General features: G+C 61.3%; 13 protein-coding genes and 1 tRNA gene. 8 read left to right on the plus strand and 6 right to left on the minus strand.

Going from position 1 to position 15,619, the window contains the following annotated elements; all coding sequences use genetic code 11:
• The first annotated feature begins 15 nt into the window (after positions 1-15).
• From RUH75_RS21155 to RUH75_RS21180, 6 genes are all read left to right on the plus strand, one after another.
• A tRNA-Leu gene (locus RUH75_RS21155) sits at positions 16-100 on the plus strand.
• Positions 101-169: 69 nt separating this feature from the next.
• Complete coding sequence (gene tig, locus RUH75_RS21160; RefSeq protein ID WP_313809172.1) at positions 170-1,777, plus strand: trigger factor; 1,608 nt, start codon at positions 170-172, stop codon at positions 1,775-1,777.
• 144 nt (positions 1,778-1,921) lie between these two features.
• Positions 1,922-2,899 carry a glycosyltransferase family 2 protein gene (locus tag RUH75_RS21165; protein ID WP_313809173.1) on the plus strand — a complete coding sequence of 326 codons (978 nt, stop codon included), beginning with the start codon at positions 1,922-1,924 and terminating at the stop codon, positions 2,897-2,899.
• Positions 2,900-2,993: 94 nt separating this feature from the next.
• Positions 2,994-3,629: an ATP-dependent Clp endopeptidase proteolytic subunit ClpP gene (gene clpP, locus RUH75_RS21170; RefSeq protein WP_313809174.1), complete on the plus strand. Its 636-nt coding sequence runs from the start codon at positions 2,994-2,996 to the stop codon at positions 3,627-3,629.
• A 133-nt stretch (positions 3,630-3,762) separates the two neighbouring features.
• Positions 3,763-5,031: an ATP-dependent Clp protease ATP-binding subunit ClpX gene (gene clpX, locus RUH75_RS21175; RefSeq protein ID WP_313809175.1), complete on the plus strand. Its 1,269-nt coding sequence runs from the start codon at positions 3,763-3,765 to the stop codon at positions 5,029-5,031.
• Between the two features lie 363 nt (positions 5,032-5,394).
• Positions 5,395-7,902, plus strand: a complete 2,508-nt coding sequence (locus RUH75_RS21180; protein WP_313809176.1) for a TonB-dependent receptor — start codon at positions 5,395-5,397, stop codon at positions 7,900-7,902.
• Positions 7,903-8,052: 150 nt separating this feature from the next.
• Here RUH75_RS21180 and mtgA read toward each other — a convergent pair whose 3' ends face one another.
• The 3 genes from mtgA to RUH75_RS21195 all read right to left on the minus strand — a co-directional run bounded on the left by mtgA (position 8,053) and on the right by RUH75_RS21195 (position 10,966).
• Complete coding sequence (mtgA, locus tag RUH75_RS21185) at positions 8,053-8,751, minus strand: monofunctional biosynthetic peptidoglycan transglycosylase (RefSeq protein ID WP_313809177.1); 699 nt, start codon at positions 8,749-8,751, stop codon at positions 8,053-8,055.
• A gap of 274 nt (positions 8,752-9,025) precedes the next feature.
• Positions 9,026-9,940 (minus strand): RNA polymerase sigma factor RpoH, encoded by a 915-nt coding sequence (rpoH, locus tag RUH75_RS21190; protein WP_313809184.1) that lies wholly within the window; start codon positions 9,938-9,940, stop codon positions 9,026-9,028.
• A gap of 75 nt (positions 9,941-10,015) precedes the next feature.
• The gene (locus RUH75_RS21195; RefSeq protein WP_313809178.1) at positions 10,016-10,966 is read right to left on the minus strand and encodes an RluA family pseudouridine synthase; all 951 of its coding nucleotides are present in this window, start codon (positions 10,964-10,966) and stop codon (positions 10,016-10,018) included.
• Between the two features lie 17 nt (positions 10,967-10,983).
• On the opposite strand from RUH75_RS21195, the gene RUH75_RS21200 reads away from it, so the two are divergent.
• Both RUH75_RS21200 and RUH75_RS21205 read left to right on the plus strand, forming a co-directional pair.
• Positions 10,984-11,382 (plus strand): M67 family metallopeptidase, encoded by a 399-nt coding sequence (locus tag RUH75_RS21200; protein ID WP_313809179.1) that lies wholly within the window; start codon positions 10,984-10,986, stop codon positions 11,380-11,382.
• A gap of 96 nt (positions 11,383-11,478) precedes the next feature.
• Entirely contained in the window at positions 11,479-12,132 is a 654-nt protein-coding gene (locus RUH75_RS21205; protein WP_313809180.1) for a histidine phosphotransferase family protein, read from the plus strand.
• Positions 12,133-12,528: 396 nt separating this feature from the next.
• Here the strand turns inward: RUH75_RS21205 and glnA are convergent, their stop codons facing one another.
• The 3 genes from glnA to map all read right to left on the minus strand — a co-directional run bounded on the left by glnA (position 12,529) and on the right by map (position 15,463).
• Positions 12,529-13,941: a type I glutamate--ammonia ligase gene (gene glnA / locus RUH75_RS21210; RefSeq protein WP_313809181.1), complete on the minus strand. Its 1,413-nt coding sequence runs from the start codon at positions 13,939-13,941 to the stop codon at positions 12,529-12,531.
• A gap of 111 nt (positions 13,942-14,052) precedes the next feature.
• Positions 14,053-14,391, minus strand: a complete 339-nt coding sequence (locus RUH75_RS21215) for a P-II family nitrogen regulator (protein ID WP_313809182.1) — start codon at positions 14,389-14,391, stop codon at positions 14,053-14,055.
• A 241-nt stretch (positions 14,392-14,632) separates the two neighbouring features.
• The gene (gene map, locus RUH75_RS21220; protein WP_313809183.1) at positions 14,633-15,463 is read right to left on the minus strand and encodes a type I methionyl aminopeptidase; all 831 of its coding nucleotides are present in this window, start codon (positions 15,461-15,463) and stop codon (positions 14,633-14,635) included.
• Positions 15,464-15,619: the final 156 nt, after the last annotated feature.

A 15,619-nucleotide genomic window follows, 5' to 3' on the forward strand; every position in this document is an offset into this window, starting at 1 on the left:
CGACCGGCGACCGATGCGGGCGTGGCGAAATTGGTAGACGCGCCAGATTTAGGTTCTGGTATCGCAAGATGTGGGGGTTCGAGTCCCTTCGCCCGCACCAGTGCGCCAGAACGTGGAGCAGCGCCAGGCGCCAACGAAATTCAGCTGAAGAAAGCGTTTGAGAGAAGAGATGCAGACTGTCGAGACGTTGAACGAGGGCCTGAAGCGCGCCTACACCGTGACCATCACGTCGAAGGACATCGACGCCCGCGTGGAAAAGGAAGTGGCGGCGATCGCGCCGCAGGTCCGCATGCCCGGCTTCCGCCCCGGCAAGGTGCCCGCCAATCTCGTCAGGAAGATGCACGGCGAATCGTTGCAGCGCGACGCTCTGAACAGCTCGATCCAGGACAGCATCCAGAAGCTGATCGCCGATCAGAAGCTGCGCCCGGCGATGCAGCCATCCGTCGAGCTGGACGAGAATTTCGAGTTCGGCAAGGATGCGGAAGTCAAGGTTGCGCTGGAAGTGCTGCCTGAAATCGCCGCGCCGAGCGTCGAGGGTCTGAAGCTGGAACGTCTGACCGCCGAAGTCGCTGACGCGCAGGTCGATGAAGCCGCCGGCCGCATCGCGACCCAGCAGGGCGCGCTGGAAGAGCATGCCGCCAGCCACAAGGCGAAGGACGGCGACACGCTGACCATCGATTTCGTCGGCAAGATCGACGGCGAAGCCTTTGAAGGCGGTTCGGCCGAGGACGTGAAGCTGAAGATCGGCTCGGGCCAGTTCATCCCGGGCTTCGAAGAGCAGCTGGCCGGCGTGAAGAAGGGCGACGAGAAGACCATCACCGTCACCTTCCCCGAAGATTATGGCGCGGCGCACCTCGCCGGCAAGGAAGCGACCTTCGACATCACCGTCAAGTCGATCCTGAACGCCGACAAGCCCAAGCTGGACGATGATTTCGCCAAGTCGCTGGGGCTGGAAGGTCTGGACAAGCTCAAGGAGCTGCTGAAGGGCCAGATCGAGCAGGAACATAACGGCCTGACCCGCACCTATATGAAGCGCAAGCTGCTCGATCAGCTGGCCGCTGCCCATGATTTCGACGTGCCGCCGAGCATGGTGGAAGCCGAATTCAACCAGATCTGGGCGCAGCTTCAGCATGAAGCGGGCCATGAGGAAGATCCGGAAGCGGCTCTGGCCGAGATGGAGGCGGAGAAGGAGGATTATCGCGGCATCGCGGTGCGTCGCGTCCGTCTTGGCCTGCTGCTCTCGGAAATCGGTCAGGCTAACGGCGTGGTCGTGTCGGATCAGGAAATGAACCGTCTGATCATGCAGGCGGCCCAGCAGTACGGCCCGCAGGACCGCGAGCGTTTCGTGCAATATGTCCGTCAGGACCCGATGGCCGCAGCCCAGCTTCGCGCGCCGCTCTATGAGGACAAGGTGGTCGACTTCCTGTTCGACAAGGCCGAAGTCACTGATCGTGCTGTCAGCCGCGAAGAGCTGGAAGCCGCGATCGAGGCCGAGGATGGCGATCTGAAGCCGCACGTCCATGGTCCGGGCTGTGGTCATGACCATGATCATGACGAGAAGCCCAAGGCCAAGAAGGCTGCCCCGAAGAAGAAGGCTGCTGAGGCTGAAGAAGCGGCTCCGGCCGAAGTTGCTGCTGAAGAAGCCCCTGCCAAGAAGGCGCCGGCGAAGAAAGCCGCCGCCAAGAAGGACGAGGCCGTGGCTGAGGAAGCCGTTGCCGAGGAAAAGCCCAAGGCCAAGAAGGCCCCCGCCAAGAAGGCTGCCGCCAAGGCTGAATAAGGCCTTTTCGGTCTGACTGGATAAGCGCCCGGCTTCGCAACGAAGCCCGGGCGCTTTTCATTTTCGCCGCGGCATGGCAGACGAAATGTTAATCAGGCCCGTTCATGTCGACAGGGGGCAGGGCGTTACCAGGGTTTTGGGTCGATGAAGGAATTTCCGGCAGTGGAAAGCGGGGAGGGGATGGCAAGCCCGCGGATCGCGGTCATTCTGCCCTGCTATAACGAAGCGGGCGCGATCGTGCAGACGGTGGAGGATTTCCGCCGCGCGCTGCCTTCCGCCGAGATTTACGTCTTCGACAATAATAGCACGGATGGCAGCCGGGAGCTGGCGGCGGCGGCGGGGGCGATCGTTCGCCGCGTGGCGCAGCAGGGCAAGGGCCATGTGGTGCGCCGCATGTTCGCGGATGTGGATGCGGACATCTATATCATGGCCGACGGCGATGCGACCTATGAGGCCGCCGCAGCGCCGAAGATGGTCGCCGCCATGCTGGAGGATAATCTCGACATGGTTGTCGGTTGCCGCCGCGATGAGGTGGAGGCCGCCTATCGCAAGGGGCATCGCTTCGGCAATTGGGCATTGACGAGCCTGTTGAAGCAGCTTTTCGGACGCAGCTTCACCGATATCCTTTCGGGTTACCGCGTCTTTTCCCGGCGCTTCGTGAAGAGTTTTCCGGTGCTGTCCGCCGGGTTCGAGATCGAGACGGAAATGAGCGTCCATGCGCTGGAACTCGCCATGCCGGTGGCCGAGGTCGTCACCGCCTATGGCGCGCGACCGGAAGGGTCGGTGAGCAAGCTTTCCACCTATCGCGACGGCTGGCGCATCCTGCGGACGATCATCACCCTGTACCGGATAGAACGCCCGATATTGTTCTTCGGGATCATCGCCGCGCTGCTGGCGGCGGGCGGGCTGATCCTCGCGGCGCCGCTGATCCTGACCTATATGAAGACAGGGCTTGTGCCGCGCTTCCCGACCGCCATATTGGTGACGGGTCTGATGATCCTCGCCACGCTTTCGGGCATGTGCGGGCTGATCCTGGATACCGTGGTGCGTGGGCGGCGCGAGATGCGGCGGCTGGCCTATCTCGCCTTCCGCGCGCCGTCCGACTTTGCCCGGTGCGACTGAACCATCTCATCCCTGTTGCACGCGCCCCCTTGAACAGTCTGCTTTTTGTCCCGATGTAGTGGACGGGCAAAAGCAATCACCCTGAAAGAGCAAGATGACCGATATCATGACCGATCCCATGGCCGCTCTGGTCCCCATCGTTATCGAACAGTCCAACCGGGGCGAGCGCAGCTTCGACATTTACTCGCGCCTTCTGCGGGAGCGGATCATCTTCGTGACCGGTCAGGTCGAGGATCATATGGCCTCGCTGATCGTGGCCCAGCTGCTGTTCCTTGAGTCGGAGAATCCGAAGAAGGACATCTGGATGTACATCAACTCGCCGGGCGGCGTGGTGACGTCCGGCATGGCCATCCACGACACGATGAAATATATCCGCCCGCAGGTCGGCACCGTTTGCATCGGTCAGGCTGCGTCGATGGGCAGCTTCCTGCTCGCCGCCGGTGAGCCAGGCAAGCGGATCGCGCTGTCCAACGCCCGCATCATGGTGCACCAGCCGTCCGGCGGCGCGCAGGGCATGGCGTCGGACATCGAGATTCAGGCCAAGGAAATCCTGCGGATTCGCAGTCGCCTGAACAATCTTTATGTCGAATATACCGGCCGTTCGCTGGAGGAAGTGGAGCGGGCGATGGACCGCGACACCTTCCTTGAGGCGGAGGAAGCCAAGGCGTTCGGTCTGGTTGATGAAGTGTTCGATCGTCGTCCGGCCGCGCCGGAATCGGCAGAAGGCTAAAACATATGTTTGCCGCGCGCGCCCTTTTCTCCCCTTGTGAAACGGGCGCGTCGCGGTCTAGGATGATCCTAGGACCACCATATCCCTCGTCGCAGGCGACAGTTCGCCTGAAAGAGGGAAGAGAGATTGGCGAATGACTAAGCTTACGGGCTCCGATTCTAAAAGCACGCTTTACTGCTCCTTCTGCGGCAAGTCGCAGCATGAAGTGCGTAAGCTGATCGCGGGGCCGACCGTGTTCATCTGCGATGAGTGCGTGGAACTGTGCAACGACATCATCCGCGAAGAAACGAAGGGCGGTCTTGTCGGCAAGAAGGATGGCGGCGTGCCGACCCCGCAGGAAATCTGCGATGTGCTGGACGATTATGTGATCGGCCAGAACCGGGCGAAGCGTGTCCTGTCAGTCGCCGTCCATAATCATTACAAGCGCCTCAACCACGGCACCAAGTCGGGCGAGGTGGAACTGGCCAAGTCGAACATCCTGCTGGTTGGCCCGACTGGTTGCGGCAAGACGCTGCTGGCGCAGACTCTGGCCAAGACATTCGATGTGCCCTTCACCATGGCCGACGCGACCACGCTGACCGAGGCGGGCTATGTCGGCGAGGATGTCGAGAACATCATCCTCAAGCTGCTCCAGGCATCCGACTATAATGTCGAGAAGGCACAGCGCGGGATCGTCTATATCGACGAAATCGACAAGATCAGTCGTAAGGCGGAAAACCCCTCCATCACCCGCGATGTGTCGGGCGAAGGGGTGCAGCAGGCGCTGCTCAAGCTGATGGAGGGCACCACCGCTTCGGTTCCGCCACAGGGTGGCCGCAAACATCCGCAGCAGGAGTTCTTGCAGGTCGACACGACCAACATCCTCTTCATCTGCGGCGGTGCATTCGCGGGTCTGGAAAAGATCATCGGCGACCGTCTGGAAGCCAAGTCGATCGGCTTCGGCGCGCATGTCGCGGCGCCAGAGGAGCGCAAGACCGGCGAGTTGCTGCGTCAGAGCGAGCCGGAAGATCTGCTGAAATTCGGCCTGATCCCCGAATTTGTCGGCCGTTTGCCGGTGATCGCGACGCTGGAGGATCTGGACGTGGCCGCGCTGGTCAAGATCCTGATCGAGCCGAAGAATGCGTTGGTGAAACAATATGCCAAGCTGTTCGACATGGAGAATGTCGAACTCAGTTTCACCGACGATGCGCTGACCGCGATTGCCAGGAAGGCGATCGAGCGCAAGACCGGTGCCCGCGGCCTGCGATCGATCCTGGAGGCGATCCTGCTCGACACCATGTTCGACCTGCCCTCAATGGAAGGCGTTGGTGAGGTGGTGGTCGACAAGGACGTGGTGGCGGGCAGCAAGGAACCGATTCGGGTCTTCAGCGAGAAGGACAAGCGGGCCGAAGACGCGGCCTGATTCGAAGCCTCAACAGTTTGAAATATGGGGGGTCGGCGATGTTTCGCCGGCCCCCTTTCATTTGTCTTGAACGCAACCGCACAAAAATTCCTGCTGCGTTGCAAAATTGCACCACTGTCCAACAGTGAGGCGAATTCCAAAAAAATCGCTAAAAATCAGTTATTTAAAAGACGATTTTCGAGCCTCCCGGGCAAGACTTTGCCGGAGTAGGAGCGGTCGTCACCTGATTGCTATTATATTGTCGTAAAACTGCAATCAGAGCATCACAGGACCGTCGCCATCGGCCGCCACAGGCGGCGCCAGCTCAACAGAGCAAAACAGAGCGGGCGCGACGCGCCAAATTTTCAAAGGGACAATGTTCATATGAAACAGCTTCTTATGTGTAGCGCGGCGCCCATCGTCGCGGTGTTCGCCGTGGCTGCACCCACCGCTGCGTTCGCGCAGTCGACCGGCTCGATCGACTTTGAAAATGAAATCGTCGTCACCGGTGCGACCGTCGACAAGGGCGTTGCCGGGGTGCTCCTGCCGGACACCAGCAAGGCCAAGGCGGTTCTGGGCGCCGAGTTCATCCAGGCGCAGACGCCGGGCCAGAGCATTAACGAAGTCATCAACCAGCTGCCGGGCGTCAGCTTCCAGAACAACGATCCCTTTGGTTCGGCTGGCGGTACGCTGACCATCCGCGGTTTCGACGACAGCCGCATTTCGCAGACCTTCGATGGCCTGCCGCTGAACGACACGGGTGGTTATGCGCTCTATTCGAACCAGCAGCTCGACCCGGAAATCATCGAGCAGGTGAACGTCAATCTGGGTACCACGGACGTCGACAGCCCGACAGCGGCGGCGACCGGTTCGACCGTCAACTACCGCTCGATCACGCCGAGCGAGGAATTCGGCGCGAAGATGATCGCTTCGGTCGGTGATTTCAGCTTCTTCCGCCTGTTCGGCATGGTCCAGACCGGCAACTTCACCCCTTGGGGCACGCGCGCCTTCTTCTCGGCCAGTCGCGCGACCAATGATGCCATTTATGGCGGCATTGGCGAGATCGACAAGCAGCAGTATAACGCCAAAATCTATCAGCCGATCGGCAGCAATGGCGACTTCATCTCACTGGCCGGCCATTATAATGAGAACCGCAACAATTTCTTCGGCTCGGTGCCGCTGCGCGTCGATGGCGGCCGTGTCGTCGGCAGTTCCAGCGCCAACCGCTTCCCGACGAGCAAGGATGAGCGCTTCTACGAAACCGCGCGCTGCATCATTCCGAACCCCGTTGCGGGCGCGGCGGACGTCGCGAGCGCGTGCGGCTCGGACTATGAATATCGCTACAACCCGTCCGACACCGGCAATATCCGCATCAATTCGCGCTTCACGCTGGCCGATGGGCTGATCCTGACGGTCGATCCGAGCTATCAATATACCAAGGCCAATGGCGGCGGCACCAGCATCGCTTCGGAAGGCCGCACCCCGGCCAGTTCGGGCCTGGCGGGGCAGGTTGGTTTCATCCAGGGTTCGTCGAGCGCCACGCAATATTATTTTGGGCGTGACCTGAATGGCGACGGCGATACGCTGGATACCATCCGTCTGTTGACGCCCAGCCAGACGCAGACGCATCGCTATGGCCTGATCGCCTCGCTGCGCTACGACATCAACGATCACAATACGATCCGCGTGGCATATAGCTATGATCGCGGTCGTCATCGCCAGACCGGCGAAGCGGCCTATCTGCGCACCGATGGCTTCGGTTCGGAATATTTCGCGATCGATGATCCGATTGCGGACGTGAATGGCGATCTGGTCGAGAAGCGCAATCGCCTGTCCTATGCAATCCTGCATCAGTTTTCGGGCGAATATCGCGGCGAGTTCGATGCGTTCACCGTCAACCTCGGCCTGCGTGCGCCTTTCTTCAAGCGCGACCTTAACAATTATTGTTTCACCGCCACGGCGGGCGGCAATCTGCGTTGCTTTGGCGACGATGCGGCATCGGCTGCCTATGCGGCGGCCAATCCGGCCATTCAGGGGCCGCAGCGACGGGTGTTCAAATATGACAAGCTGCTGCCGAACGCGGGCGTGGTGTTCGATCTGAGTGGCGCGGCCAGCCTGTTCGTCAATTATTCGAAGGGCTTGCAGGTGCCGGGCACGGACAATCTGTACAACAGCTTCTTCTATGCCCCGGGTACGGAAGGCGCCAACCCCAGCCCGGAAACCACGGATAACTTCGATCTGGGTGTCCGATATCGCACCAGCACGCTCCAGGCGCAGCTTTCGGGTTGGTACACCATCTACCACAACCGTCTGGCGCAGGCCTATGATCGCGACCTCAACGTCACCATCTATCGCAATCTCGGCCGGGTCGACAAATATGGCGTCGATGGCAGCGTGACCTATCAGCCGATCCCGGAGCTGATGTTCTATGCATTCGGGTCCTACCTGAAGTCGGAGATCAAGGACGACGTCCAACTGGACGCCTCCACGGTCGGTCAGACGGCGGGCAAGCGGGAATCGGGCGCGCCGGTCTATACGCTGGGTGGTCGTGTGCAGGGTGAGATTGAGGGCTTCCGTCTGGGCATTCAGGCCAAGCGTACCGGTCCGCGTTACGTGAACGACCAGAATCTGCCGGTCTATCAGACCATCAACGGGGCGCTGACCCAGGTTTATGGCGCCAAGGCTCCCGCCTATACGGTGGTTGATCTGGACGCGCGTTATTCGCTGGAGAAGTTCGGTGCGCCGGGCGTGGCGATCCAGCTGAACGTCACCAACCTGTTCGACAAATTCTATGTCGGCGGGTTCGACGGTACGCTGTCCAACACCAGCATCACCTTTGCCCAGATCGGTGCGCCACGGACCTTCATCGGATCGGTTGTCGTCGGTTTCTAGAGCATCGTGCGCAAAAGTGGGAACCGATTTTGCGCCTGAAACGATACGAAAACAAGGAATTGGAGCACGGGGCATGCGTCAGATTTAACGCAGCCTGCTCCAGGCGCTGGTCATCATGGGAAGGACGCGGCGTTCGTTCGCGCCCTTTCCTTATTTCAGGCAGCTGTCGAGGCCGTCGCGCTGGACGATGCCGATGCGGGAGGTGATGCTGTTGCCGTAGCGGCGGGTGAAGCCGTGGGGGGCGATGGCTTCGCGCTTCTTGGGGAGCGGCAGGACGGCGGCGAGGCGGGCGGCTTCGGCGCGGGTCAGATGCTGCGCGCCGTGGTGGAAATAGCGGATCGCGCCGGCCTGCGCGCCATAGGTGCCGATGCCCGTTTCCGCGACGTTGAGATAGACTTCCATGATCCGGCGCTTGCCCCAGATCGCTTCGATGAGGAGGGTGAACCAGGCTTCGAGCCCTTTGCGCAGGAAGCCGCCGCCCTGGAAGAGGAAGACGTTCTTCGCCGTCTGCTGGCTGATCGTGGAGCCGCCGCGGATGCGGCCGCCGCTGGCATTGTGACGCATGGCCTGGGCGATGGCGACGGCGTCGAAGCCGTGATGGCTGCAAAAGCGGCTGTCCTCCGCTGCGATGGCGGCGCGGGGCATGTCCGGGTCCATCTCGTCCAGACTCATCCAGTCCTTGGTGATGCCATGGGAATCGAACAGCATCGTCCATGTCACCGGCGGCGGCACGAAGCGGTAGATCACCACCATCAGAAGCGAGAGCGCCACGAAACCGCCGAGGATATTGAGAGCGATGCGGAGCCAGCGGGAACGACGGTGGGAGGATGCGGACTTTCTTGCGGTCATGCCGCCGTGGTAGCGCGATCCCCGCACGGTTCAAGTCCTCCCTTGCCGGCGGATTTGGGTGACACAGGTGACGCGATGGAGATACGTCAGGACACTGGTTTATCGAAAAACTCCTGTGTCTTGCGGTTTACGGTTTGAAAGAGCCGCTGGCGGCATAGCGCTGGTCAGGGGCTGTAGGACAGGAGAAAATCGGCAGGCGGGCTTCGGTGGCCCCCCGGCACGAAAAAAAAGCCCCGGATCGCTCCGGGGCTGTTTCTTTTCGCTCTGGTTCGGATCAGGCGGTGGCGAGGCGGGTGATCTTGCCCAGCTTGTCGCCTGCGATCCGCATCATCGCCTTTTGCAGCTTTTCGAAGGCGCGGACCTCGATCTGGCGAACGCGTTCGCGGCTGACGCCATAGACCTGGGAGAGTTCCTCCAGCGTCTTGGGCTCTTCGGCCAGACGGCGTTCGGCCAATATGTGCTTTTCGCGGTCGTTGAGGTCGTCCATCGCCTCGACCAGCATGTCGTGGCGCAGTTCGCTTTCCTGCCGGTCGGCGACGCGTTCATCCTGCAACGGATCGGTGTCGGCCAGCCAATCCTGCCACTGACCCTCGCCATCCTCGCGCATTGGCACGTTGAGCGACGTGTCGCCGCCCATCGCCATGCGGCGGTTCATGGAGATCACATCTTCCTGCGTGACGCCCAGATCGGTCGCGATCTTGGCCACGTCATCGGGATGCAGGTCGCCATCCTCGAACGCTTCGATATTGTTCTTCATCCGGCGCAGGTTGAAGAACAGCTTCTTCTGCGCGGCGGTCGTGCCCATCTTCACAAGGCTCCAGGACCGCAGGATGAATTCCTGGATCGACGCGCGAATCCACCACATGGCGTAGGTCGCCAGGCGGAAGCCGCGATCCGGCTCGAATTTCTTCACGCCCTGCATCAGGCCGATATTGCCTTCGCTGATCAGCTCGCTGACCGGCAGGCCATAGCCGCGATAACCCATGGCGATCTTCGCCACCAGGCGCAGATGCGAGGTCACGAGCTGGGCCGCGGCTTCGGAATCCGCATGCTCGGCATAGCGCTTCGCGAGCATATATTCCTGCTCGGGCGCCAGGATCGGAAATTTGCGGATTTCCGACAGATAGCGGTTGAGGCTGGCTTCACCGCCCAGCGCAGGAACCGCGGGGACATTGGTCTTTCCGGCCATGTCGTCACCTTTCCCTTTCATGCGCGGCGGGACCCAGAAGAGGCGTCCAAGGCGCCGTCGCAAACTTATCCAAATCTATACGTGAAGCTCGCTTAACAGTTCCTGCATGTCCGCAGGGATTGGACTGTCGAAGCAGAGGGCCTCACCCGTTACAGGATGTATGAACCCAAGCCTTTTCGCGTGCAATGCCTGCCGTTTGAAACCCAGCGTTTCCAGTATCGATTTGAAACCTTTTCTTTCTCTACCGTAAACCGGGTCCCCGATCAAGGGGTGTCCCAGATGCGCCATATGGACGCGGACCTGATGCGTCCGCCCGGTTTCCAGCCTGCATTCGACAAGAGCCGCTCCCCGCAGCTTCTGCAACGTGCGGTAATGGGTCACGGCATGTTTGCCGCGTCCTTCCCGATGAACGGCCATTTTCTTTCGATCGGCGACGGACCGGCCGACCCACGCGTCGATCATGCCTGCGGCGGGATGAGGCACGCCGTAGACGATCGCGGCGTAGAGCCGGTCGATGGAATGCGCCGCGAACTGCTGCGCCAGCCCTTCATGGGCACGGTCTGACTTGGCAACGACCAACAGGCCGGAAGTATCCTTGTCGATGCGATGAACGATGCCGGGGCGCGCCACGCCGCCAATGCCGGACAGCTGGCCCTGGCAATGATGGAGCAGCGCATTGACGAGCGTGCCGTCCAGATTGCCTGCCGCCGGATGAACGACGAGGCCGGCCGGTTTGTCGATGACGATCAGGTCGGGGTCTTCGTGGACGATGGCGAGCGGAATGTCCTGCGCCACCGCCTCTGCCTCTACCGGAGGGGGGAGGGTGATGGCGAAGGCTTGCCCGGCCGCGACCTTCATGGAAGGGGTCGATGAGCGGCCCGACGTCGTCACCTGTCCCTCGACGATCAGCGCCTTCAGCCGTTCGCGCGACAGGTCGGGCACCAGTTCGGCAAGCGCCTTGTCGAGCCGCATGCCGTCCTGCGCCTCGCTTATCGTCGCTTCAATGATGGAAACCCCCGAATTCATTGCGTAGGAAAGTAGGAATGAAGGTCAGGATTTCAAGGGGCATTCTGGAACAAATCATGTCCGAAGCGGCGGCGGATGGGAATGAGGTCTGCGGGCTGCTTTTGGGCGAGGGCAGGCGGATCAGGGCGATCCGGCCCGCCGCGAATGTCGCGGCCGATCCGGCGCGGCATTTCGAACTGGACCCGGCGGTGCTGATCGCGGCGTATCGGGCGGCGCGCGGGGGCGGGGCGCGGATCATCGGCCATTATCATTCGCATCCCGGTGGTGTGGCGGTTCCTTCGGCCACCGACGCCGCCTGTGCCATGGCGGATGGCAGCCTGTGGCTGATCGTCGGGGGTGGCGCGGCGCGGCTCTGGGTCGCGACGGGGGAAGATGAAAATGCACGATTTGTTGAGGCTTTGCTCGATATCTTGTGAGCGAAAGGCGGCCAGCCGGGCTTGCATCATGCGGCAGGGCAGCGCATTAGCCATTCATTCCTTTCCTGAATTCTTCTCCGGCGGCAGCAAAACTTCATGACCAATCCGACCGACAGCATCGAATTTGCCAGCCTGCTCTGTTCGCGGCTGTGCCATGATCTGCTCAGCCCCGTGGGCGCGCTCAATAACGGGCTTGAGTTGATGGCGGATGAGACGGACCCGGAAATGCGGCAGCGCTGCCTGGACCTGCTGGCGGACAGCGCCAAGACTTCGGCCAACAAGCTCAAATTCTTCCGGCTGGCCTTTGGCTCGGCGGGTGGTTTTGGCGATGCGGTGCCGACGCATGAGGCGCGGGTGGCGATCGAGGGCATGTTCGCCGCCACGGGCCGGGTCAGGATCGGCTGGCTGGTCGAGGAGGACATGCTCGACAAGCTGCCGGCGAAGGTGCTGCTGAATCTGGCGCTGATTGCCGGGGATGCGCTGGTGCGCGGCGGGCAGCTGGACATTGGTGCAGAGCGGCGGCCCGGCGTGACGGAGATCGTGGTGCGGGCGGAAGGGCCGAAGCTGGTGCTCGATCCCGATCTGCGCGCGGCGCTGGCAGGGACTTTGCCGCTGGAGGGGCTGGCTTCGCGGACATCGGCGGCATGGATGGTTCGGGCTCTGGTGACCAGCGCCGGGGGCGAGATCGCGCTGTCGCCTGCGGGTGAGCCTGTGCTGCTGTTCGGTGCGTCCATTCCGGACGGGCGTTAAGCGACGGCGACCAGTTCGCAAATGCTATGCCCGTCGGATTTGGGTGACATAAGTGAACATTATGGACGCGTGGAAAGAGCTATTTTCTGATTTTTTTCCTGCCAGCCATCCCCATTTCGAAGAGTGCGATTTTGCATAGTGTGAGGGATGGCCGGTTTTGGCCAATACTGGTCATTAAGCGAAACGTGCTCCTGCGCAGGCAGGAGCCCAGTTCAGACGTTGCAGTGATGAGGTGAGGGCGGGACTGGGTTCCTGCCTGCGCAGGAACACGGTGCGCTTCAAGGAACGCGCGGCTAAGCCGACCATCCGCTCTCCACCCATTCTGTTCCGGTTGGACAAAAAAAGGCCCGGCCGCCTCAAGCGACCGGGCCCTTTTTCCATGCAGTCCCGAAAAGATCAGGCGCTGTAATACATGTCGAATTCGACCGGCGAAGGGGCCATTTCCCAACGGTACACTTCGGGCCACTTCAGTTCGAGATAAGCCTCGATCTGGTCCTTGGTGAACACGTCGCCCTTCAGCAGGAAGTCGTGGTCGGCGGCCAGCGAGTTCAGCGCTTCACGCAGCGAACCGCAGACGGTCGGCACCTGGCTCAGCTCTTCCGGCGGCAGGTCATAGAGGTTCTTGTCCATCGCGGCGCCCGGATGAATCTTGTTCTCAATGCCGTCGAGGCCAGCCATCAGCAGCGCCGAGTAGCAGAGATAGGGGTTGGCCATCGCGTCGGGGAAGCGGAATTCGACGCGCTTCGCCTTGGCGCCCGCGCCGTAGGGGATACGGCAGGAGGCCGAACGGTTGCGGGCCGAATAGGCCAGCAGAACCGGGGCTTCGAAGCCCGGCACCAGACGCTTGTAGCTGTTGGTGGTCGGGTTGGTGAAGGCATTGAGAGCCTTGGCGTGCTTGATGACGCCGCCGATGAAGTAGAGGCACATGTCCGACAGGCCGGCATAGCCTTCGCCCGCGAAGAGCGGCTTGCCGCCGTCCCAGATCGACATGTGGGTGTGCATGCCCGAACCATTGTCCTGCGCGATCGGCTTCGGCATGAAGGTCGCGGTCTTGCCATAGGCCTGGGCGACCATCTGCACGACATATTTGTAGATCTGCATGCGGTCGGCGGTCTGGACCAGCGTGCCGAAGGTCAGGCCGAGTTCGTGCTGGGCAGCGGCCACTTCATGGTGGTGCTTGTCGCAGGGCAGGCCCATTTCGAGCATGGTCGAAACCATTTCGGCGCGGATGTCGGTGCAGGGATCGACCGGCGCGACGGGGAAATAGCCGCCCTTGGCGCGCGGACGGTGGGCGAGGTTGCCGCCTTCATATTCCTTGCCGGTGTTGGTCGGCAGTTCGATGTCGTCGATCTTGAAGAAGGACTCATTATAGTCCGAGTTGAAGCGGACATCGTCAAACATGAAGAATTCGGCTTCCGGGCCGACATAGACGGTGTCGCCGAAACCGGCCGACTTGACGAAGGCTTCGGCGCGCTTCGCGGTCGAACGCGGGTCGCGGGTGTAGAGTTCGCCGGTGTCGGGTTCCACGATGTCGCAGAAGAGGATCAGCATCGGGGTGGCGCTGAACGGATCGACGTAAACGGCGTCGAGGTCCGGCTTCAGGATCATGTCCGATTCGTTGATCGCCTTCCAACCTTCGATCGACGAACCGTCGAACATCAGGCCCTGGGTCAGCTCATCCTCGCCCAGCACCGAAGCGACCATGGTCAGGTGCTGCCACTTGCCCTTGGGATCGGTGAAACGGACATCGACCCATTCGATCTCCTTTTCTTCGATCATCTTCAGGATGTCTTTAGGCGTGTTGGCCATGTGAACTTGCCCTTCTTTCAAAAATACCCCCCCGAAGGGGTCGGTTGATGTGCGTCCGCCAAGGCTCCTGGAAATCAGCCCCTGTAAGCCGGCGAGAACCTGGTGGAATAATCAGATGGCGTCGCTGTCGCGCTCACCGGTGCGGATGCGCACCGCGCCTTCGATGTTGGAAATGAAAATCTTGCCGTCGCCGATGCGGCCGGTCTGCGCGGCGGCGGCGATCGCTTCGACGACGCGTTCGGCCATACCGTCCTCGACGATGACCTCCAGCTTCACCTTGGGCAGGAAGTCGACGACATATTCGGCGCCGCGATAAAGTTCGGTATGGCCCTTCTGGCGGCCGAATCCCTTGGCTTCGGTGACGGTGATGCCCGAAACGCCGACTTCGTGAAGCGCTTCCTTCACTTCGTCGAGCTTGAACGGCTTGATGATCGCTTCGATCTTCTTCATCTTCAGATATCCCAATCAAACGCGCGCTGAACGGCGGGTGCGACCCCGCCCTTCATTTCCCTTCGAGTGACGATCATCATGCCCCCCGAAGGCAAGCGCCGCCTCTCTTCCCAATCAATTCCCGTGCCAAATGGCGAATCGCCAAATCTGCTTTCTGCGATGCAACAACTTTTGTCCATATTGCCCGGATTCCGGGCAATATCGTGACGTGCTGCCCATTTTTTGGGCAGTGTTGCGATGGTCAGCTTCGATAAGGCGGCGCGTCGAGGCCGGCCGGGCTTTTGGTGAATATCTCGCAACCGGTTTCGGTGATGCCGATGCTGTGCTCGAACTGGGCGGAAAGGGTGCGGTCGCGGGTCACGGCCGTCCAGCCGTCCTCCAGCATCTTCACGCCGGGCTTGCCAATATTGATCATCGGCTCGATCGTGAAGAACATGCCGGGCTTGAGTTCGGGGCCGGTGCCGGGGCGGCCGATGTGCACGACCTCCGGGCTGTCGTGGAATACGCGGCCAAGGCCATGGCCGCAGAAGTCGCGGACGACGCCATAGCGGTGCTTTTCGGCGTGGCGCTGGATCGCATGGCCGATATCGCCCAGATGATTGCCGGGCTTTGCCTGTTCGATGCCCAGCATCAGGCATTCATAGGTGACTTCGACCAGCCGACGCGCCTTGATGGGAGGCTCGCCGCAAATATACATCCGGCTCGTGTCGCCGTGCCAGCCGTCGACCAGCGGGGTCACGTCGATATTCAGGATATCGCCGTCCTTCAGCTTCTGGTCGCCCGGAATGCCGTGGCAGATGACATTGTTGAGCGAGATGCAGCAGCTGTGGGTATAGCCGCGATAGCCCAGAGTCGCCGGGACCCCGCCGCCGTCCAGCGTCATGCGGCGGACGATGTCGTCCAGTTCCCCGGTGGTGACGCCGGGCACCACATGCGGCACCAGCGCGTCCAGGATTTCCGCCGCCAGCCGCCCGGCCTTGCGCATGCCTTCGAAACCGGCCGCGTCATAGAGCTTGATCGCGGTCGAGCGGGAAACCGGCGCGTCCGCCGTCATCGTCATATATTCGGTCATGGAGCGATTATAGGCAGGGATGCCGGATAATGCGAGGGGGCGGCTGGTGGTCCGATTCTGACATTTGCGACCGTGCTATCCGGCTGGCGGGATGCAAATGTCACAATCAATCCACTGGGGCGGATCGACATTCAGGAGGTGACGAGCCGAAAAAGC

The organism is Sphingobium sp., from assembly GCF_032153725.1.
Lineage (GTDB): Bacteria > Pseudomonadota > Alphaproteobacteria > Sphingomonadales > Sphingomonadaceae > Sphingobium.

What these genes read in the sequence shown, in the direction of transcription:
- tig (WP_313809172.1), top strand. Translation starts at nt 170, where the DNA reads ATGCAGACTGTCGAGACGTTGAACGAGGGCCTGAAGCGCGCCTACACC.
- RUH75_RS21165 (WP_313809173.1), top strand. Translation starts at nt 1,922, where the DNA reads ATGAAGGAATTTCCGGCAGTGGAAAGCGGGGAGGGGATGGCAAGCCCG.
- clpP (WP_313809174.1), top strand. Translation starts at nt 2,994, where the DNA reads ATGACCGATATCATGACCGATCCCATGGCCGCTCTGGTCCCCATCGTT.
- clpX (WP_313809175.1), top strand. Translation starts at nt 3,763, where the DNA reads ATGACTAAGCTTACGGGCTCCGATTCTAAAAGCACGCTTTACTGCTCC.
- RUH75_RS21180 (WP_313809176.1), top strand. Translation starts at nt 5,395, where the DNA reads ATGAAACAGCTTCTTATGTGTAGCGCGGCGCCCATCGTCGCGGTGTTC.
- mtgA (WP_313809177.1), bottom strand. Translation starts at nt 8,751, where the DNA reads ATGACCGCAAGAAAGTCCGCATCCTCCCACCGTCGTTCCCGCTGGCTC.
- rpoH (WP_313809184.1), bottom strand. Translation starts at nt 9,940, where the DNA reads ATGGCCGGAAAGACCAATGTCCCCGCGGTTCCTGCGCTGGGCGGTGAA.
- RUH75_RS21195 (WP_313809178.1), bottom strand. Translation starts at nt 10,966, where the DNA reads ATGAATTCGGGGGTTTCCATCATTGAAGCGACGATAAGCGAGGCGCAG.
- RUH75_RS21200 (WP_313809179.1), top strand. Translation starts at nt 10,984, where the DNA reads ATGAAGGTCAGGATTTCAAGGGGCATTCTGGAACAAATCATGTCCGAA.
- RUH75_RS21205 (WP_313809180.1), top strand. Translation starts at nt 11,479, where the DNA reads ATGACCAATCCGACCGACAGCATCGAATTTGCCAGCCTGCTCTGTTCG.
- glnA (WP_313809181.1), bottom strand. Translation starts at nt 13,941, where the DNA reads ATGGCCAACACGCCTAAAGACATCCTGAAGATGATCGAAGAAAAGGAG.
- RUH75_RS21215 (WP_313809182.1), bottom strand. Translation starts at nt 14,391, where the DNA reads ATGAAGAAGATCGAAGCGATCATCAAGCCGTTCAAGCTCGACGAAGTG.
- map (WP_313809183.1), bottom strand. Translation starts at nt 15,463, where the DNA reads ATGACCGAATATATGACGATGACGGCGGACGCGCCGGTTTCCCGCTCG.